General features: G+C 62.2%; 20 protein-coding genes. 11 read left to right on the top strand and 9 right to left on the bottom strand.

Features of this window, described 5'->3' with window-relative positions; genetic code table 11:
* Positions 1–148: 148 nt before the first annotated feature.
* A complete protein-coding gene (locus BLV25_RS16725; protein ID WP_143114412.1) occupies positions 149–1,810 on the top strand; it encodes a hypothetical protein in 1,662 nt (553 codons plus the stop codon).
* A 23-nt stretch (positions 1,811–1,833) separates the two neighbouring features.
* Here the strand turns inward: BLV25_RS16725 and BLV25_RS08735 are convergent, their stop codons facing one another.
* From BLV25_RS08735 to BLV25_RS08710, 7 genes are all read right to left on the bottom strand, one after another.
* Positions 1,834–2,883: an NAD-dependent epimerase/dehydratase family protein gene (locus BLV25_RS08735; protein WP_256335687.1), complete on the bottom strand. Its 1,050-nt coding sequence runs from the start codon at positions 2,881–2,883 to the stop codon at positions 1,834–1,836.
* A 51-nt stretch (positions 2,884–2,934) separates the two neighbouring features.
* Positions 2,935–3,867 carry a UDP-glucuronic acid decarboxylase family protein gene (locus tag BLV25_RS08730; protein WP_092732254.1) on the bottom strand — a complete coding sequence of 311 codons (933 nt, stop codon included), beginning with the start codon at positions 3,865–3,867 and terminating at the stop codon, positions 2,935–2,937.
* On the bottom strand, positions 3,860–4,729 hold the full coding sequence (gene galU, locus BLV25_RS08725) for a UTP--glucose-1-phosphate uridylyltransferase GalU (protein WP_092732251.1): 870 nt from the start codon (positions 4,727–4,729) through the stop codon (positions 3,860–3,862). The genes BLV25_RS08730 and galU overlap by 8 nt, the downstream gene beginning before the upstream one ends.
* Positions 4,730–5,151: 422 nt before the next feature.
* A complete protein-coding gene (locus BLV25_RS08720; RefSeq protein WP_092732248.1) occupies positions 5,152–6,606 on the bottom strand; it encodes a sugar transferase in 1,455 nt (484 codons plus the stop codon).
* A 365-nt stretch (positions 6,607–6,971) separates the two neighbouring features.
* Positions 6,972–7,175 carry a hypothetical protein gene (locus tag BLV25_RS08715; RefSeq protein ID WP_092732245.1) on the bottom strand — a complete coding sequence of 68 codons (204 nt, stop codon included), beginning with the start codon at positions 7,173–7,175 and terminating at the stop codon, positions 6,972–6,974.
* Positions 7,176–7,228: 53 nt separating this feature from the next.
* Positions 7,229–7,549: a hypothetical protein gene (locus BLV25_RS16720; RefSeq protein ID WP_143114411.1), complete on the bottom strand. Its 321-nt coding sequence runs from the start codon at positions 7,547–7,549 to the stop codon at positions 7,229–7,231.
* Positions 7,550–8,185: 636 nt separating this feature from the next.
* Positions 8,186–8,527: a hypothetical protein gene (locus BLV25_RS08710; protein ID WP_021073531.1), complete on the bottom strand. Its 342-nt coding sequence runs from the start codon at positions 8,525–8,527 to the stop codon at positions 8,186–8,188.
* A 92-nt stretch (positions 8,528–8,619) separates the two neighbouring features.
* Here BLV25_RS08710 and BLV25_RS08705 point away from each other — a divergent pair, with 92 nt between their 5' ends.
* From BLV25_RS08705 to BLV25_RS17645, 6 genes are all read left to right on the top strand, one after another.
* On the top strand, positions 8,620–8,934 hold the full coding sequence (locus BLV25_RS08705; protein WP_021073532.1) for a hypothetical protein: 315 nt from the start codon (positions 8,620–8,622) through the stop codon (positions 8,932–8,934).
* A gap of 402 nt (positions 8,935–9,336) precedes the next feature.
* A complete protein-coding gene (locus BLV25_RS08700) occupies positions 9,337–9,789 on the top strand; it encodes a VanZ family protein (protein WP_092732243.1) in 453 nt (150 codons plus the stop codon).
* A gap of 82 nt (positions 9,790–9,871) precedes the next feature.
* Positions 9,872–10,198 carry a toxin-antitoxin system TumE family protein gene (locus tag BLV25_RS08695; protein ID WP_256335686.1) on the top strand — a complete coding sequence of 109 codons (327 nt, stop codon included), beginning with the start codon at positions 9,872–9,874 and terminating at the stop codon, positions 10,196–10,198.
* A complete protein-coding gene (locus BLV25_RS08690; RefSeq protein ID WP_021073535.1) occupies positions 10,179–10,628 on the top strand; it encodes an HVO_A0114 family putative DNA-binding protein in 450 nt (149 codons plus the stop codon). The genes BLV25_RS08695 and BLV25_RS08690 overlap by 20 nt, the downstream gene beginning before the upstream one ends.
* Before the next feature lie 193 nt (positions 10,629–10,821).
* Positions 10,822–12,063: an NAD-dependent epimerase/dehydratase family protein gene (locus BLV25_RS17650; RefSeq protein WP_092732237.1), complete on the top strand. Its 1,242-nt coding sequence runs from the start codon at positions 10,822–10,824 to the stop codon at positions 12,061–12,063.
* Complete coding sequence (locus BLV25_RS17645) at positions 12,060–13,091, top strand: NAD-dependent epimerase/dehydratase family protein (protein WP_092732234.1); 1,032 nt, start codon at positions 12,060–12,062, stop codon at positions 13,089–13,091. Before BLV25_RS17650 ends, BLV25_RS17645 begins: the two co-directional genes overlap by 4 nt.
* Before the next feature lie 21 nt (positions 13,092–13,112).
* Here BLV25_RS17645 and BLV25_RS08675 read toward each other — a convergent pair whose 3' ends face one another.
* Positions 13,113–13,583, bottom strand: a complete 471-nt coding sequence (locus tag BLV25_RS08675) for a hypothetical protein (RefSeq protein WP_092732231.1) — start codon at positions 13,581–13,583, stop codon at positions 13,113–13,115.
* Between the two features lie 113 nt (positions 13,584–13,696).
* Between BLV25_RS08675 and BLV25_RS08670 the strand changes: the two genes are divergently transcribed.
* Together BLV25_RS08670 and BLV25_RS17865 are read left to right on the top strand one after the other, a co-directional pair.
* The gene (locus tag BLV25_RS08670) at positions 13,697–14,680 is read left to right on the top strand and encodes an NAD-dependent epimerase/dehydratase family protein (RefSeq protein ID WP_092732228.1); all 984 of its coding nucleotides are present in this window, start codon (positions 13,697–13,699) and stop codon (positions 14,678–14,680) included.
* A 73-nt stretch (positions 14,681–14,753) separates the two neighbouring features.
* The gene (locus BLV25_RS17865; RefSeq protein WP_256335685.1) at positions 14,754–14,882 is read left to right on the top strand and encodes a hypothetical protein; all 129 of its coding nucleotides are present in this window, start codon (positions 14,754–14,756) and stop codon (positions 14,880–14,882) included.
* A gap of 30 nt (positions 14,883–14,912) precedes the next feature.
* Here the strand turns inward: BLV25_RS17865 and BLV25_RS08665 are convergent, their stop codons facing one another.
* Positions 14,913–15,770: a TrmB family transcriptional regulator gene (locus BLV25_RS08665; protein WP_092732225.1), complete on the bottom strand. Its 858-nt coding sequence runs from the start codon at positions 15,768–15,770 to the stop codon at positions 14,913–14,915.
* A gap of 137 nt (positions 15,771–15,907) precedes the next feature.
* On the opposite strand from BLV25_RS08665, the gene BLV25_RS17860 reads away from it, so the two are divergent.
* Positions 15,908–16,030: a hypothetical protein gene (locus BLV25_RS17860; protein WP_021073540.1), complete on the top strand. Its 123-nt coding sequence runs from the start codon at positions 15,908–15,910 to the stop codon at positions 16,028–16,030.
* 304 nt (positions 16,031–16,334) lie between these two features.
* The gene (locus tag BLV25_RS08660) at positions 16,335–17,438 is read left to right on the top strand and encodes a DUF4330 domain-containing protein (protein WP_092732222.1); all 1,104 of its coding nucleotides are present in this window, start codon (positions 16,335–16,337) and stop codon (positions 17,436–17,438) included.
* Positions 17,439–17,560 lie beyond the last annotated feature (122 nt).

The following is a 17,560-nucleotide window of genomic DNA, read 5'->3' as shown; positions in this document are numbered from 1 at the left end:
TCGAGTGTCCAGTTATCGAGCTGTTCGGCATTAAGAACGCGTCATTCGGATCCGCATAATTTCCCTTATGAAGCACATAGCTAGTATGACGGAATGGATAGACGACCGACGTCTGCTATTTATCGCATACGTCGAGACAACATTCCTAGTGGGAATAGGAGCGATTGGCTGGATTGTGATGAACGGTCTCCCATCGGGATCCGTTCGTACTGATATACTTATTATCCCGATACTAATAGCTTTAGTGACGCTCCTTACTGTCGGCCCCCTAGTGTGGAATTACTACCTCGGAAAAGATCCACTAGAACCGGTAGTCATTATGGGTGGGTTGTTTTTTCTCTACTATCCAGTGAACGCCTTCGGAATAACAATTCTGAATTTTGGTGGTGTGTTTCCAGCCTTCAGGAATTCCTCGCATTTGCTAGGGCCGTTTCTTCATTCACTACTGTTGATCTCAGGTGGGGTCGTAGCCTTCTACGTTGGGTACGAGGGTGTGTCCAAACGGGGAAAACATCTTCTCCCCCAATTGAATCGGAGGCGACTACTGGTTCCAAATTTGCTGCTGGTGTGGCTCGTTAGCAGCAGTATTTATGCCCTGTCAATGATCGGTGTATTATCCCGCAGCAACGAGTTTGTCACGTTGGTAGCTCGATGGCATTACTTCGTTCCTGCCGCTATTCTCTTTCTCTATTTTCAGTCCGAAAGAAACGGCTTCCAAACAATTGCAATGATCGGTATAATAGCCATTGAAATCCTCCTCTTCACAGTCTTCAGTTTTAAAATGGGCCATCTGCTGATTTTCAGTATATTACTACTCTTAGTGTATCACTATGCTGGTCCTGGTATCTCGTACACACATATATTGGGACTTGGATTGGCTCTCGTGGCTTCATTCCCCGTGTCAGAAATTATTGAACGGTTACACACAGGATACCCGCTATCTGAGGCAATATTCCTTCCAGGTTCGACTATCGCGAGTTACGTTAGGCCGTTTACAGGCCGTCTGATTGGTACGGAAGCACTGACTATGATTATCGCTAGAACGCCAAAACAAGTCCCATATCAGCACGGAGAGACACTATTGCTGACGGTGTATTCGTTCGTTCCGAGAGTGATCTGGTCCGGGAAGCCATCAATAATAATGTGTGCCAGGAACAATCAGTATTTTTCGGGCCGGGGCATCAACGCAGAAACCTGCGCGGCAATGACTGTGCCGGGTGAACTATACTGGAACTTTGGGGGTCTCGGTGTCCTCATTGGATTGTTTGTTCTCGGAATAAGTGTTGGTCTGTTGTATCGGTGGTTTAGGATGGAGATGAATGGTTCCAGTGGGATCGTTCCCATAATCCTCTACGGGATCGCGCTCATCTACGTGATGCAGTTCGAATCAGGAATTGCTCAGATGTTCAGTGCTATGGGTAAAGAATTACTATTCGCTTTGATATTCTTCGCAATCGTTACTGAAAATGATGGTACTGGAATTTTTGATAGAGATGGTGAGACAACAATTCAAAAGAGTTCGATTTTTGCTTTCACTCAATATGTACACTCGAGAATATGGAACTGGATTTCATATAGCGCAAGCTATTCTCTATTCAAGCGTATATTCTCTACTTTTCTGTACATCCGAGATACGAAGAACATAATAAAATATGAGATTGTATTCTCATCTAGAACAATTTCCTTCTTCCGTTCTCTATTTTTAATTTGCAGAACTGGATTTCACACGAGCAAATGTTATCAGGCTCTACAAACTATTTATTACTACATAAGGACCTCACGAACGTACAAGATACTATTAGGACCGTGAGGCGATCTCCCGGCAAAGGGATTTCATTGGATTTGGCACGTCCAGTCCAGGTATCGTTCAATACCTTCCTCAAATCCGATTTCAGGTACCCAATGTAACTTGTTTTCTGCCCGCGATACGTCCGACACGTATACCTTCTGATCACCTTGCCGCCAGTCCTCAAAGCTCACGTCAGGACGCGACCCAGTCTCCTCCTCAAGCAAATCTAGAAACTCAAGCAGTGAGGTCGTGTTCTCGGGGCCGCCGCCGACGTTGAACACGCTCGGCTTCCCCGTTGGGTCCTGTAGAAACGCGTCGTATGCACGAATCAGGTCCTCAACGTACAACACGTCCCTGACCTGTTTCCCGTCGCCGTAGATCGTCAGCGGCTCGTCCCGTAGCGCGCTCAACGCGAAGTGGGCGACCCATCCCTGATCCTCGTTGCCGAACTGGCGTGGCCCGTAGATACAGCTCATCCTGAAGGCCGCGGCGTCGACCTCGCCGCGTTCCGCGTAGTCCTGCACGTAGAGGTCCGCCGCGAGCTTCGAGACGCCGTAGGGCGTGTGTTCGCAGTCGTCGATCGAGAGCGTCTCCGGAATCCCGTCCTCGAATTCCGGATCATCGTACTGGTAGCGCGATTCCTCCTCACGAACGGGAACGTCGTTCACGTTGTCGCCGTAGACTTTGTTCGTCGATGCGACGACGACGGCTGGATCGCTGGCCGCCGCGCTGGCCGCCTCGAGGACGTTCAGCGTTCCGCGTGCATTGACTTCGAAGTCGAGGAACGGATCGTCGAGCGAGGTCGTTACCGCGACCTGGCCAGCGGTGTGGACGATGCCGTCGTGTCCCTCGACGATCGATTCGAGACGATCGAAGTCGCGGACGTCGGCCTCGACGCGCTCGACGTCCGGGTGCTCGCGTTCGAGGTACTTCCAGTTGTACGCCGCCGTATCACGGTCCGCGTCGGCCTCGGCCAGGGTATCGACTCTGCTGAGGTTATCCAGCGCCGTGACCGAGACGCCGCGGTCGTCGTAGAACGCTGCGGCGTGGCTCCCGACGAATCCCGCGCCACCTGTGACGAGGACGTTTTCCATTGGCGGAATACAGTACCGGCGCTCGCAAAAAGACCCCGATACCGTGATGCCTCAGTCCGGCGTGGGGAGCGAGTCCATCGTCCGTTCGAGCCCCTCCCGTAACGAGACCGTTGGTTCCCAACCCAGTTCCTTCCTCGCCTTCGTGATGTCTGGGCAACGGACTTTCGGATCCTGTGGCGGCAACGGTTCGTTGACGATGTCGCTGTCCGACCCGGCGAGTTCGATCACCGTTTCCGCGAGGTCGTTGATCGTCCGTTCGTCGGGGTTGCCGAGGTTCACCGGCGTCTGGACATCGCTCTCCATCAACCGGCGGAACCCTTCGATGAGGTCCGATGCGTAACAGAAGCTCCGCGTCTGGGAGCCGTCGCCGTAGACCGTCAGGTCGTCCCCTGTGAGGGCTTGCTGGATGAACGTCGGTATGACGCGGCCGTCATCCAATCGCATTTTCGGGCCGTAGGTGTTGAAGATGCGAGCGATACGAACGTCGAGATCGTGTTCGTTCCGGTAGGCCCGGACGAGGGATTCGCCGTAGCGCTTCGACTCGTCATAGCACGATCGAGGGCCGAACGGATCCACGTTCCCCCGGTACTCCTCCGGTTGTGGATTGACCTCCGGGTCACCGTAGACCTCGCTAGTCGAGGCGAAGAAGTATTTCGCCCCTTTCTCCTTGGCCAGACCGAGCGTCTTGTGGGTGCCGAGTGCACCGACCTTGAGAGTCTTGATCGGGTGATCGCTGTAGAACTCCGGCGACGCCAGGCTGGCGAGGTGGACGACCCAGTCCAGTTCTCCCGGCACGTGGATGAATTCGGTAACGTCGTGCTCGTGAAAGGTAAAATCGTCGGCGTAGAAGAACTCGTCGAGGTTGTCTGGTTCACCCGTGATCAGGTTGTCCATAGCGAGGACCTCGTGGCCCTCTTCGAGTAATCGGTCACAGAAGTGGGCCCCGAGGAAGCCTGCGCCACCGGTGACGAGTATTCTACTCATCGAGCTCGCTCCGGAGGATCCGTTCGACGGCCTCATTCATCTCTCCCCCGTCGTGTCTCAATGCCATTCGAATGTTGGCTTGGAGCCAGCTCGGAATGTTACCGATGTCGTATCGATCGCCTTCGAGTTCGACGCCACGAGCGGCCGATAACTTCCGAATCGCGTCGGTGAGTTGTAATTCGCCGCCGACGCCCGGCTCTGTCGCCTCGAGTCGGTCGAAAATCTCCGGCGTAAAGACATATCGTCCGGTTATGGCGAGGTTCGATGGTGCATCCTCGCGATCGGGCTTCTCGACGAAATTCGTGACGGGGAAACATCCACCATCGTCGTCGGTGTCTGCTACGTCGGCGACACCGTATTTCGAGATCTCCTCCCATGGCACTCGTTCAAGCGAGATGGTGGACTCCCCATACTCCTCTGCATACTCTATGAGCGTTTGAATGCAGGGTACCGAGTTCTGAACGATCGTATCTCCAAGCAACAGCGCGAATGGCTCGTCGCCGACGTGCTTGCGGGCATAGAGTACCGCGTCGCCAAGTCCGTCTCGTTCCGTCTGTCTGACGTAGTGAATGTCGGCGAGATCCGCAATGTCACGAACTCGTTCGAGCCGCTCCTCTTTGCCAGCGGCATACAGTTCCTCCTCGAGTTCGTATGACTTGTCGAAATGGCGTTCGATGGATTGCTTTCCGCGACCAGTGATCAGCAAGATGTCATCGATGCCTGCATTGACGGCCTCCTCTACCACATATTGGATCGTGGGCTTGTCGAGAACCGGCATCATCTCCTTGGGTTGAGCTTTGGTAACTGGTAGGAACCGCGTCCCGAACCCGGCCGCAGGGATGACGGCTTTGTTGACTTCCATCGTTGTCCGATGATTGAAATCCAGCCTTACCAAGGTTCGCCTTTCAGGGCACTGCCTAGTACCTTTCCAGCCGTTGAATAACTATAGTAGACATTAGGTTCGAGAATAGACGTACGTCACTGATGATTACCGGGCGATGGAGATCGTTCTCCGACAGGACTCCATCGGCGAAATGTACAACATCGGAAGCGGGGTCAAGCGACGGGGCATTGATGTCAGTCGGCGAATTCTCGACATCGTTACTACATCGGATGATCAGATCGGTTCGTGAACGATCGCCCAGGTCACGACCGGCGCTACGTGCCCGGCACGACTAAGATCGAATCGCTTGGCTGGGAGCCGAGAGTGACGTTTGAGGAGAGCTTAGAGAAGACCGCGAATTACTATCGATAAACCATCGCCGCTAAAACACTACGCTGATCTCATTCCTCACGAATCGTCTCAACCACATCCTCGCCAACCTTCCATATCTGCCGAATGACCAACTTCATATCGTAATCGAGCGACTGCTGCTTCACGTACTGCAGGTCGTACCGTATCTTCTTCTGGGGCTCCGTACCAGTCACGTCGTTGATCTGCGCCAATCCCGTCAGCCCGGGCTTCACGAACCACCGCTTCCGCCAGTCGATCACGCCGAGCTCGATGTCCGAATCGATCTCCGGTCGCTCCGGCCGCGGACCGACCACGCTCATATCACCCTTCAACACGCTCCACAGCTGCGGGATCTCGTCCAGGTGCGTCTTCCGCAACACACGCCCGACACGCGTCACGCGTGGGTCCACGCCGCCGGCGTCCTCGTCGCTGATCGTGGCCCCGGTCAGCTCCTCGGCGTTCTCGACCATCGACCGGAACTTGTACACCTCGAACGTCTCGCCGAACACGGCGGTTCGCTCCTGCTTATACAGAATCGACCCGCCGTCATCCAGCTTAATAGCCACGACAATAGCCGCGATCACCGGCGCCAGCCCGACCAACCCCACCAGGGAAAAGGCCACGTCGAACCCCCGCTTGAGCACGTAATCCTGCACGTCCCAGGGCTCGATCTCCACGTCGACGAGCGTCCCGACGTCGTCCCCGGCGGTCAACACCGCGTCCGCGTGGTCACGGTGGACCTTCGCGGCGACGCCGTGTTCGAAACACGCGTCCAGGGCGCCGAAGAACTCCGCCCGGTCGGTCCGCTCGAAGGCCAACACCACGGTGTCGACGTCGTACTCCACGAGGACGTCCTCGATCCGCGAGAGACCCCCCAGCCGCTGGAGGCCCGCGATCTCCATCCCCCCGTCCGCGACCGCGGCCGCGGAGGGGCGCGGGTCCGCACCCGAGCCCCGGTCCGGGCCCGTCGGCGACCGCAGCAACACGCTCGTGGGACAGAGGTAGCCCAACAGCGGGATCGACACGTCCGCCGCCAGCCGCTCCAGCTCGGCCGGGTCGTCCCCGACGATGATCGCCCGCTCCGGCTCGCTGGTGGGCCGGCGTCGGATCCAGACGAACCACGCCGGCAGGCCGGCCAGCAACACCGGCGCGACCGCGATCAGGGTCGCCCGCGGCAGCCGGTAGGTGTAATCGAAGTAGCCGATCGTCGCCAGCGCGAACGTCGCGACCATAACGCGCTTTTGGGTGATCGCGATCGTGTCGAGGATCCGTCTGGGTCGGGGTTTATAAAGCGGCAGGAACGCCGCGGTCACCACGACCGTCGTGACCAGCACCTCGAAGACCGCCTCGGCCCCCGTGGGCGCGTCGACCGACAGGCGTCCCAACACGGGCAGCGACGTGATGAGGGTCTGGACCGGCCCGGAGTTGACCAGCGCGACCGCCAGCGCCGTCAGTCCCGCGACCCCCGCCGCGCTCGAGATCCGGTATCGCCACCCCCCGTTCATCGTCACACGATGTGTGGCCGAACAGTTTAAATATGGGGGGTCTACCGGTCCCGTGTGACCGTGGATCGTGGGGCGATCTGGTCGGTCGTGTGGGCGATCGGCGGGGTGGGAGCGCGGGACCGCGACGCGGACGCGACCGCGATGGCCCGGCGGGCCGGGGACCCGCCGCGCCGCCGCCGGGCGGTTCCGGGTGGGGAGCGGTCAGGTGTCGCCGGGTGTTGTACGACCCAGCTGTGGCTCTCGCCAGTGCGTGGAACTCTCGAGAATTCGACCACGAACCGGCGAAGTACTATATCGCTCCACGTCGCGATCGGCGGGTGCTACAGTACGGGACTGACTCCGCAACCCGTCACTCAAAACGGAGCTTATACGATCGATTCGCCGATCTCGTCGGCGTTTTCCAGATCGAGGTCGTCGAATTCGGCGGGGAGCTCATCCCTGTCCAGATCGATATCCGACGTGGCAGCCTCATCCAGCGACCGGACGGTAGACTCATCAACCTCGTACTCACTCGGCGTCCCACCACACTCGGCGGCAAGGATCTCTTCGAGGGTTTGGTCCACGTTCATCAGGATGTCTACTCATAGACGGCACCAATATAAAAATATGCTGTCGCCCCGCCTTAGGGAAGAAAGTCATCCAAGAATCGCTCCGCACCGCCAACGAGGACTGTTTTTGCGAGGTTTGCTGCTTTTCCCACCGGCTTTGGGGGCGCTCCGTTTGCCAGTTTCGTATATACCGTTGCGTACTGGTTGGATCGATAGGGGTGGTTCACATCAACGTGAAACTGCTTGGGATCGTTTCGATCATATATGTTATGGCCGCTGGTCGGGTTATGATCCGAGTGTGCGATTTCCGTCCAGGTACCGGTAGTCGGGAGTGCCGAATTGATGCGCTGAAGAGACGTATTCTTGATGGCAAGCGTAACCACGAATTCATCCATATCCCCTCGCTTTGGACCGTTCCAGACGAAAACTGGAACGACAAGGAACCGAACAGGTGTTCCCTGATATGTCCCAAAGCAACGAAATTTATATGTAGATTGATATTTCGTCATATTCGGATGGAATAGCAGTCCGAGTGGCTCTTTACACAACGATATCAAATAGCCTTCGGGATTCATCACTGGCGTCCGTTTCTACCACCGCTCGACGAGCTCGACCGAAACACTGTGGCCGCCGGACGTTTCGCCCGGCTAGAGTCCGAGACGCTCACGCATCTCGTCGGGAGACTCTTCAGCCGCCTTGGCGGTGGCGTGGAAGTCCCTGGCCACCTGTTCGAGATCCTGACCGGTCGCTTCGGCGACCTCTTTCACGGTCGGAGCCGCAAAGCACATCGTACCAAGAGATCGGTGAGGGATCTAATAAAACAGTGGTCCGCAGCGTGAACGGCGGTCCAAATGCTGGAGTCAAAACGGGTACAGACGTATCTCTTGGAGACTATTGCACCGTGAGATCGGGCGTCATCAGGACGTGGGCCACTACCCCACATCCCTCGACGGATCAGTCCCGAGGGTTCAAGCCAGCGGGCCTGATCCGCGTCCTCATTCAGTAGTAGCCATCCAACGCCGATAAGCCCTTTACTCGCCCACGCCGTTCAGCGCGCTGTTCAGCTCGAAGAGTTCCCGCACGACGTCGCTGTCGGCGACCCGGTACCGACGCGGTGACGTGTTCGGGACCTCCTCGATGAGTTCGACCTCCAGCAGCAGGTCGGTGTAGTTCCCGACGGTCTGTCGCGTGACGCCCGCATGGCGTGCGAACTCGGTCTTGTTGAACTCCCGGTTCGGCGGGAGATCCAGGAGCGCATCGATGAGGATCGGGACGGCGTCGTGTTGCGTGAGGTGGAGCCATCCGCTCGGATGTTCCGTGCGGAGCTCCTTCGTTCGTTTGCGGGCGTCCTCCGGCTGGTCGATGCTGCTCATACAAAATCGTGGAGACGCGAGAGGATAAGCGTTTCCACTACCGTTAATTGTCATTGACAGGCATTAAATACGGCGGAGTCAACGTCCCGGGTATGCAGAAGCCGTCGGTGAAATGTGCGCTCCTGGCAACGATGATCGCGAAGCACAGGTGGGGGACGCCGATCACCAAGGAGAACCTGCTCAGCTTGTCGGCGATCGATGGCGACTATCCGACCGCACGCGAGGTCTATGACGACCTTCGAAGGGAAGCGTACATTACCCATCGTGGGAATCGCGGGATCGAACTCGACAAGAGCAATTTTGCCGAACTTGCGGACGTCCTCTATCACGAATGTCAATGGGAGGCCTGGGAGATCGAAAGCCGGTTGAAACACTACGAAGGTCTTGCGGATCACGACTGGTCGTGAGTGCAATCGACTGGCCCGTCCAGACGAAGCGTCGAGCATTCGGTCGTTCGAGTGAATGTCGACGGTCGAGTCCGTTAACGCTCGTGGCGCGAGGACGTTCCGGCCACGGGACTCCCACCCCACCGTGTCGAGTGTTCCTGCCGGAATCGGTCGGGACGTCGGACGGGCCGGTTCCGTCCTCTCCGAGTGTCGCCGTTGCGCTCGTCACTCCCCATCCACACCCAACCCGAGTCCACCCACATCCACATTCATCATCCCACACCCACCATAGCCGAAGAACACTCGACACGGTGGGGTCTCCCTGGACACGCCACGAATCCGCCATCGAACCACCAACCCGCCACCGAATCACGAACCGTTTTTGGTCCGCCGCCGAACTACCGCCTGTATGGTGGCCTCTCCGTGACCCGGCGTCGACTCCGGCTCCCGCTGCTCCCGAGGCGTCTCCGCCTGGGCGTCGTCACGCTCGTCGCCGGCGTGATCCTGTATTACTCCGTCTTCGCGCCGCCCGGCTCGGGGACGATCGAGATGGGTCCCTTCGGGATCATCCCGTACTCCACGTGGCTCCACTTCCTGGCGTACGTCGGACTCGGCGGCTGGGTCGGCTACGCGCTCTCGGACCGATCGACCTCGATCCGGCGCCGAACCCTCGCCACGTTCCTCACGACGTGGGGCTACGGGGTCGCGATCGAGGTCGTCCAGTGGCCCCTCCCCGAGCGCACGTTCGCCCTCACGGATATGGGCGTGAACGCGCTCGGCGCCCTGGTCGCCGCGATCGTCTGGATCGGACTCCTCCGGATCGCACGCTTTTACCGGCTCTCCTCGCTCGACGACGTCGAACCGGTCGTGGGGTGATGTCCTCCCACCCCGACGTTCTTTCCGACGGTGTGATGTCCTCTCACCACAACAGTTATGGCGAGCGCGTGCGTTGTCCACAGTGGACAACACAGGTGCGACGATGTCGGCGCTGAAGGTCTTCGAGGACGACGACGAGTTCCCGACCGGGGATCGCTGGGAGGCACTAGCCTGGGACGTCCCCGAAAGCGATGCGTTTCCGGAGGGTCTGAAATACAGCTTTCAGTATCTCGGCCCCGCCGACGAGTCGATCCTCCGATACGACAACGCGAACGATGCCCACGGCGTTGGACGGCACCACAGACACTACCGCGGCGAGGTCGAAGGTATCGAATACGAGGGCCTTCGATCGCATATTGAACGATTCCTCGAGGAGGTCGAAACCATCCATGAGCGAGAATTCGCCTGACCACGCGCACGAGCCCCCGACGGACGTCGAACATCCCTCGACGCTTCGAATCACGTCGAAGCCGTTCGAGGAACACACCCGAAGCACGCTCGAGCGCGCCGAACGTTTCGAGCAGGGCGAGGAGGTACCACACGTCGTCAACTTCCAGGACGCGAGCCGGATCCAGCGCGTGCTGACGCCACGTCGACTGGAGATCGTGCGAAGTCTGATGACCGAACCGGCCGAGAGCATCCGCGACCTCGCGGATCGTCTCGATCGCGACGTTCGCCAGGTCCACGACGACCTCGGGATCCTGTCCGAGTACCGGATCGTGCATTTCCACGAGGAGGGCGGCGCGAAGAAACCGTACGTCCCGTACGACACGGTCACTATCGAGGTCGAACTCTCCACGTCCCTGGAGGGTTCGTCCGGATCCGCGGCGTCGGCGTAGCTCGCGCTCGAAATCAGGCCGATGATCGGAGACTCGACGGGCCGATCAGTTCGGACTCCACCCAGACCTCCATTCGACCGCGCCGACGACGTGTTCGACCGCCTGACCGCCGTCCGACCATTCAACCGCCGTTCGACCGGCGAACGCGACTCCACAAGCTTTTACCCATCACTTACTCATATTCTGAGTAACTATGTCCATCCTGATCACCGGGGCGGACGGCTACATCGGGTGGCCGACGGCCCTCCGGATCGCCTCGCGGACGACCGATCGCGTCATCCTCGTCGACAACTTCGGGCGACGCGAGTGGGTCGGGGAGGTCGGCTCGACCTCCGCGATCCCCGTCGCGTCGATGGCGGAGCGTCTCGAAGCGGCCGAGGAGGTTCACGGCCTGAGCAACCTCTCGTTCGTCGAGGGCGACCTGACCGACCGGTCGTTCGTCGACGAGCTCCTCCAGGTCCACGAGCCCCACACCGTCGTCCACACGGCGGCCCAGCCCTCCGCACCCTACTCGCAGATCAACGGCGAGCGGGCCAACTTCACCCAGCACAACAATATGCAGGCCACGCGCAACCTCGCGTGGGGACTTCACGAGAACGACCTCTCCGACACCCACCTGATCGAGACGACCACCACCGGCGTCTACGGCGCCCCCGAGTTCCCCATCCCCGAGGGCGGCGCGACGATGGAGCACGGCGGCGAGCGCGACGAGGTCCCCTTCCCGGCGATGGCGGGCAGCTGGTACCACCTCACGAAGAGCCACGACGCCGCCAACCTCCGGCTGGCCCACGAGCAGTTCGACCTCCCGGTCTCGGACGTCCGGACCGCGATCACCTACGGGACCGAGACCGCCGAGACCGCGGCGGACGACCGGCTCGCCACCCGGTTCGACTTCGACTACTACTTCGGCGTCGTCGCCCACCGCTTCGCCGCCCAGGCGGTCGCGGGCTATCCGATCACCGTCTACGGAAAGGGCGAACAGCGCAAGCCCTTCGTCGCGCTCGAGGACGCCGTCGAGGGACTCGCCCGCCTCGCGCTCGGCGACCCCGCGGACCGGCCCGCCGACCACGTCGTCTACAACCAGGTCACCCGCCCGATCTCCATCGTCGAGATGGGCACCACCATCGCCGAGGTGGCCGCCGAGTTCGACCTGGGCACCGAGGTCGAACACTTCGAGAACCCCCGCGACGAGGACGAGACCCACAAGATGGAGATGGAGAACGAGCGCTACCTCGAGCTCATCGACGGCCAGTCGGTCACCTTCGAGGAGGGGATCCGCGACGTGCTCGCCACCCTCACCGAGCACGCCGACACGATCGCGGCCCACGAGGACCGGTTCCTCCCGGGCGTGCTCGAGGACCGGCTCGCGTCGGACGACGAGCAAGCGGAGACCGGCGGAACCCCCGACGACGAGGCCGAGGTGGAGGCCGAGTGACCGGCGCCGACTCCGCCCGGCACGACGTCGACTCCACCCGACGCGACGTCGACTCCACTCGGCACGACGCCGACGCCGCCCGGCACGTCCTCGTCACCGGCGGCTGCGGCTACATCGGGAGCGCCCTGGTCCCGCGGCTCCGCCGCGACGACCGGGTCGCGAGGGTCACCGTCCTCGACGACCTCTCGAACGCCTCGCCGCGCAACCTGATGGGCAGCGGCCTCGCCACCGACGACGCGATCGCCTTCCGGCGCGGCGACGTCACCGAATACGGCGACGTCGAGTCGGCGATGCGGGGCGCCGACGCCGTGATCCACCTCGCGGCGATCACGGGCGCGGCCTCGACGCACGACCGCCGCGAGGAGACGCGGCGCGTGAACTACGACGCGACCGAGAACGTCCTCCACGCCGCCGGCAAGCTCGACGTCTCGAACGTCGTCTTCGCCTCCTCGTGTAACGTCTACGGGCGCGCCGCCACGACCGACATCGACGAGACCGTCGAGCCGGACCCGATCAACCCCTACGCCGAGACGAAGCTCGGGGCCGAGACGCTGCTCGAGGAGGCCATCGCGGAGTACGGCCTCGAGGGAACCGCGCTCCGGATGAGCACGAACTACGGCTACGCCCCCGGCGTCCGGTTCAACCTCGTGGTCAACCACTTCGTCTTCCGCGCGCTCACCGACCGCCCTCTGACGGTCTACGGCGACGGCTCCAACTGGCGGCCGTTCATCCACGTGACCGACGCCGCCCGCGCGTACGCGGCCGCCGCGCTCGAGCCCGAGCGCTGGGACCGGCTCGTCTACAACGTCGGCGACACCGACGCCAACTACCGCATCGCGGAGATCGCCGAGGCCGTCCGCGACGAGCTCGACCGCGACCTCGAGATCACCTACCTCGAGGAGGAACACCCGGGGCCGTCCTACAACGTCAACTTCGACCGGCTCGCGGGGACCGGCTTCGAGCCCGAGCGGTCCCTCCGGGAGGGGATCCGGGAGCTCGCGGCACGGTTCACGGACCGGGCGGAGTGAACCCGTCGGATCACCACACCGTCATCCGGGAATGCTGTTCTCGACGACGTCTTTGAACTCCGCGACCGCACCAGGAGCGCCGAGGGCCTGAAGGAGGGACTCGAGCACGCGTTGCAACGTCTCGAAATACGATCGCAACGTCTCGCCGACCAGGCGCATCCGAACGGGAACGCCCAATTCGCCGATTGCCTCCCAGTGCTCCCGAACGAAGGTGACCGCGGACCGACGGGACTCGATCGCGCGCAGTTTGAGATCCAACTGGGAGTCCGTGAGTCCGTGGTCCTCGAGAACCGGGACGGTTTCCGGCGTGAGATCTTGCCGCAACCGATCGAAGTTCGCCCGGACGTCCGGCCACGCGTCCGCAAGCCGCCCGTAAAACGTCTCGTCATATCCCGGTAGGACGGACCGGCGTTGCTCGACGATCCAGCCGAGGTCACGTTCGAGGCGGTCGAGGAACTCCGCGAGTCGTTCCGGCGGGTGTCTCGTTGACATCGGGAGACCGTCGTTGGAAACCACCAAAAAACGTTCGCCCGTGACGGACCCATCGTTCGAACTCGTCACCGCAAAGCGGGGGCTATTTGCCGCCCGAAGCCGCCCACTCGGGTATGCCAAGCCAGACGTCCGTGGCGGTCACCGGCGCCGCGGGATTCATCGGCAGCCGGGTCGTGAAACTCCTTCAGGAGGCCCACCCGGACTGGGAGATCACCGCTCTCGACAACTTCTATCTGGGCGACGTGCGCTCGATCGGCGACGTCGACGTCGAGCACGTCGACATCCGCCACCGGAACGCGCTCGAGGACGCGCTCGAGGGCGCCGACGTCGTCTGCCATCTGGCGGCGATAAGCGGCGTTGACGACTGCGAGGAGCAGCGGGACCTCGCCTACGAGGTGAACGTGCAGGGGACGAACAACGTGGCCTGGTTCTGCCGCAAGACCGGCGCCGCGCTGGTGTTCCCGTTCAGCATGGCGGTGCTCGGCGACCCCGATTCCTTCCCGATCACGGTGGACGCCGACCGCGACCCGATGAACTGGTACGGGCGCACGAAGGTGATCTCCGAGCACGCGATCGAGGACTTCGCCGACGGCGCGTTCCCGGCCCACCTCTACCTCAAGTCCAACCTCTACGGCGAACACGAGATCGACGGGCAGCGCGTCTCGAAGGGGACGGTCATCAACTTCTTCGTCGGCCGCGCGCTCGCGGGCGAGCCGCTCACCGTCTACGAGCCCGGCACGCAGGCACGCAACTACGTCCACGTCTCCGACGTCGCGCGGGCGTACGTCCGGAGCACGGAACGCCTCCTGGACCGCCTCGACGCCGGCGAGACGGGCGTCGAGAAGTACGAGATCGCCTCGAAGGAGGACCCGGACATCACGACCGTCGCCGAACGCGTCGCGGCGATCGCCAGCGAGGAGATCGGGTTCGAGCCCGAGATCACGCTGCTTGAAAACCCCCGCGAGGAGACGCTCGTCGACGCCTTCGAGGTCGACATCGAGGCGGCACGGTCCGACCTCGGCTGGGAGCCCGAGCACACGGTCGCGGACTCCATCCGCCGGCTGCTTCGGGAGCGCGCCGCCGAGAGCGAGGCGTGATGTCGGCAACCGATGGGCGATCGAGACACGCAGTCACCACACGTATTTGTTTGTCGCCGGCGAAAGGAGCACAATGACCGGATCGAAGCGTGAGAGAATGACGGGGTTCGGGTCCTGGTCGGGAACGGGGCTTCGAGCGGCGGTGGACGAGGCGGCGGCGGACTTCGATGAGGACTTCGAGGACCGGCAGAAAGCTGTGTGAATAGTGACGACCGACCGCCGTCGGCTGTCCCTATAAATAGGGGTCGGTCTCCAGGGTGTCGTACTCCCAGGTCAACTCGAAGTACCGCTCGAGCCCGGCGACGAACGACGGGTTCTCCGTGACCGCGGCCTGCCGTTTATGAAGGGGAATGTCCTCCTCCTCGACGAGCAACACGGCACGGCCGGAGTCGTACTCCATGCTCGGGTCCGCGAACGTCCCGCGCCAGGGTAACCGCGTGGCGCTGAACCGGATCGCGGCCTCGGGATACCGCTCCCGAAGGCGGGTTACCATCCGTTCCTGCACCGCGGCGTTCTCCGCGCTTAAAAACGAGGGGTCAAGAAGGAGCACGCGGAGGTCCAGGCCGCGGTCGACCGCGTCCGCGAAGGCGGGTTCGACCGCCTCGAAGTACTCGAAGCTCTTCGTCAGCACGTCCACGCGCTCGTCGGCCTCCCGATAGAGCGACCGGGTCTCGGCCTCGCTGGGGTCGCCGACGTCGACGACGTGGAACAGCTCCTCGGTCGGCGAGATGTCCTCGCTCGCGCGCTCGTAGAGGGGCCCGAACGTCGCCAGGAACTCCTCCCGGACCGCCTCGATCTCGGTCCGATAGGACTCGTAGGCCTGCCGGCGGTTCTCGACCGCCCGGTCGAGGATCGTCTCCGGCGGCTTCGGCTGGTAGCGCTTCGGTCGTCCCGGGATGACCTTCACGTAGCCGGCATCGGCGAGATCGTCGAGCACGCCGTAGATGCGCGCCTTCGGAATGCCCGTCGCCTCCGACAGGTCCGGCGCGGTCGTCCGGCCGAGCTCGATGAGCCGGTTTAAGGCCCGCTCCTCGTACTCCGTGAGATCGAGCGTCTCCAGCAGGTCGATCGGGTCACGCTCGGCGTCCATACCTCCTCCTGGCGCGCGGGTCCCTTTAAGTTCCGTCTCTCGGGTCACCGTGAACGGTGGCCGATCGCGAAGCAACCACCACCGACACGGTGACCGGCACCGGAAGATTGATAACCGTTCCAGAAGTTACTCAGGATATGAGTAACCAAGTCGCCGCGGACGACGACCACCTCGCGGACCTCGAGGACGGAGCGGGCTGTACGGAGATCTGGGAGAAACTCAGCGAGCGGCGCGACGACGCCGAGGTCGAAGAGGAGTAGCGACGACCCCGCAAGCGTCGGGTCGAGCGGCACGCCCACCCCACGGTGTCGACCGTTTCGACCGGGAAGCGTTTCTCCGATCCGACCGGTGAGCGCGGCGCCGATCTGACCGGGAAGCGTTTCGCCGATCCGACCAGGGAGCGTTTCGCCGATCCGACCGTGCCGAACGCCGACGCCGTCGTCACACCTGGGGTTTGCCCACCGGACGAAACGGCAACAATCATGTACCTCCCGCACGCGTGTCACAGACACCGATGACTTCGATGGTCCGCACGCGACCGCCGACTCCGGACGGTGATCGACGATGGAGCTCATAGACGACGAGGGGAACCTCCTCGGCGTCGTGAACGTCGTGGACGCGCTCGCCGTCCTGCTCGTCCTCGCGGTCGTCGTCGCCGGCGCCGCGCTCGTCCTTTCCGACGATCCGGCCCCGCCGGAACCCGAGACCGAAACGACCTACGCCACCCTCGATCTGGGCACCCAACAGCCCGCCATCGCGGACGCGATCAACGAGGGCGACGTCCACGAACCGTCCGACACGCAGTCGCTCACGGTCACCGACGTCCATCTGACGCCCCGCGGGAACGGCGTCGGCGTCCTCGCGCGCGTCGAGATCCAGGGCACGCTCGACGACGACGGGGACGTGACCTACGGGGACGCCCCGCTCCGGCTCGGCCGCAGCCTCTCGATCGCCACCGACCGATACCAGGTGAAGGGATCGGTCCGGTCGGTCGGCGACTCCGACGCCATCGACCGCGCCGAGACCCGGGTCGTCCTCCAGGAGACGGTGGCCGCCACGACCGCCGAGGCCGTCGCGCCCGGCGACGAGGTCCGGATCGCGGGCCGCACCGTCGCGACGATCGAGGAGGCGGTCGCCTACACGACCGCCGAGCCCGGAACGCGCCGGCTCCGGCTCGTGGCCTCGCTGGACGCCCACCGCCACGGGGGGGACCTGCGATTCGGGGGCACGCCCCTCCGAACGGGCCAGACCCTCACGCTTCCCGCCGAGGACTATCAGGTCGCGGGCACGGTCGAGCGCGTCGGCCCGGACGTCGGCCTCGGCGACACCACGACGCGTCGGGTCACCCTCCGGATGGACGGCGTCCGCGAGGACTTTGCCGAGCGGATCGATCCCGGGATGGCCGAGCGAACCGGCGGCGAGACGGTCGCCGAGGTGACCGCCGTCGACGCCGAGCCCGCGATCATCATCGCCACCGGCGACGACGGCAGCGTGAACGTCGTCGACCACCCGGTCGAGCGCGACGTGACGATCACCGCGGATCTGCAGGTCCGCGAGACGAGCACCGGCCTCCGATTTAAGGGCGAGTCGATCCGACAGGGTTCGACGGTCGTCCTCGATCTGGGCGCGGTCACGGTCGAGGCGACCGTGGCGAGCGTCGGGTCGTAGCGGTCGGCGGGAGGACCTCACGCTCGAGATCGGTCCGTATGATGGCGTTCGACGTGGCGGTTCTCGATCCCTCTCGGACGTGTTCTTGCGGACCGTTCGATTCATCATCACCGCTAGCGACG

Origin of the sequence: Halopenitus persicus, from assembly GCF_900107205.1 — an archaeon.
Lineage (GTDB): Archaea > Halobacteriota > Halobacteria > Halobacteriales > Haloferacaceae > Halopenitus > Halopenitus persicus.
The sequence above is the reverse complement of the archived record's forward strand: the minus strand, read 5'-3'. Positions and strand labels throughout refer to the sequence as shown.

Bases quoted from the DNA above. Each gene is read 5' to 3' on its own strand.
- BLV25_RS08735 (WP_256335687.1), bottom strand. From the start codon at position 2,883: ATGGAAAACGTCCTCGTCACAGGTGGCGCGGGATTCGTCGGGAGCCAC.
- BLV25_RS08730 (WP_092732254.1), bottom strand. From the start codon at position 3,867: ATGAGTAGAATACTCGTCACCGGTGGCGCAGGCTTCCTCGGGGCCCAC.
- galU (WP_092732251.1), bottom strand. From the start codon at position 4,729: ATGGAAGTCAACAAAGCCGTCATCCCTGCGGCCGGGTTCGGGACGCGG.
- BLV25_RS08720 (WP_092732248.1), bottom strand. From the start codon at position 6,606: ATGAACGGGGGGTGGCGATACCGGATCTCGAGCGCGGCGGGGGTCGCG.
- BLV25_RS08715 (WP_092732245.1), bottom strand. From the start codon at position 7,175: ATGAACGTGGACCAAACCCTCGAAGAGATCCTTGCCGCCGAGTGTGGT.
- BLV25_RS16720 (WP_143114411.1), bottom strand. From the start codon at position 7,549: ATGGATGAATTCGTGGTTACGCTTGCCATCAAGAATACGTCTCTTCAG.
- BLV25_RS08710 (WP_021073531.1), bottom strand. From the start codon at position 8,527: ATGAGCAGCATCGACCAGCCGGAGGACGCCCGCAAACGAACGAAGGAG.
- BLV25_RS08705 (WP_021073532.1), top strand. From the start codon at position 8,620: ATGCAGAAGCCGTCGGTGAAATGTGCGCTCCTGGCAACGATGATCGCG.
- BLV25_RS08690 (WP_021073535.1), top strand. From the start codon at position 10,179: ATGAGCGAGAATTCGCCTGACCACGCGCACGAGCCCCCGACGGACGTC.
- BLV25_RS17650 (WP_092732237.1), top strand. From the start codon at position 10,822: ATGTCCATCCTGATCACCGGGGCGGACGGCTACATCGGGTGGCCGACG.
- BLV25_RS08675 (WP_092732231.1), bottom strand. From the start codon at position 13,583: ATGTCAACGAGACACCCGCCGGAACGACTCGCGGAGTTCCTCGACCGC.
- BLV25_RS08670 (WP_092732228.1), top strand. From the start codon at position 13,697: ATGCCAAGCCAGACGTCCGTGGCGGTCACCGGCGCCGCGGGATTCATC.
- BLV25_RS17865 (WP_256335685.1), top strand. From the start codon at position 14,754: ATGACCGGATCGAAGCGTGAGAGAATGACGGGGTTCGGGTCCTGGTCG.
- BLV25_RS08665 (WP_092732225.1), bottom strand. From the start codon at position 15,770: ATGGACGCCGAGCGTGACCCGATCGACCTGCTGGAGACGCTCGATCTC.
- BLV25_RS17860 (WP_021073540.1), top strand. From the start codon at position 15,908: ATGAGTAACCAAGTCGCCGCGGACGACGACCACCTCGCGGACCTCGAG.
- BLV25_RS08660 (WP_092732222.1), top strand. From the start codon at position 16,335: ATGGAGCTCATAGACGACGAGGGGAACCTCCTCGGCGTCGTGAACGTC.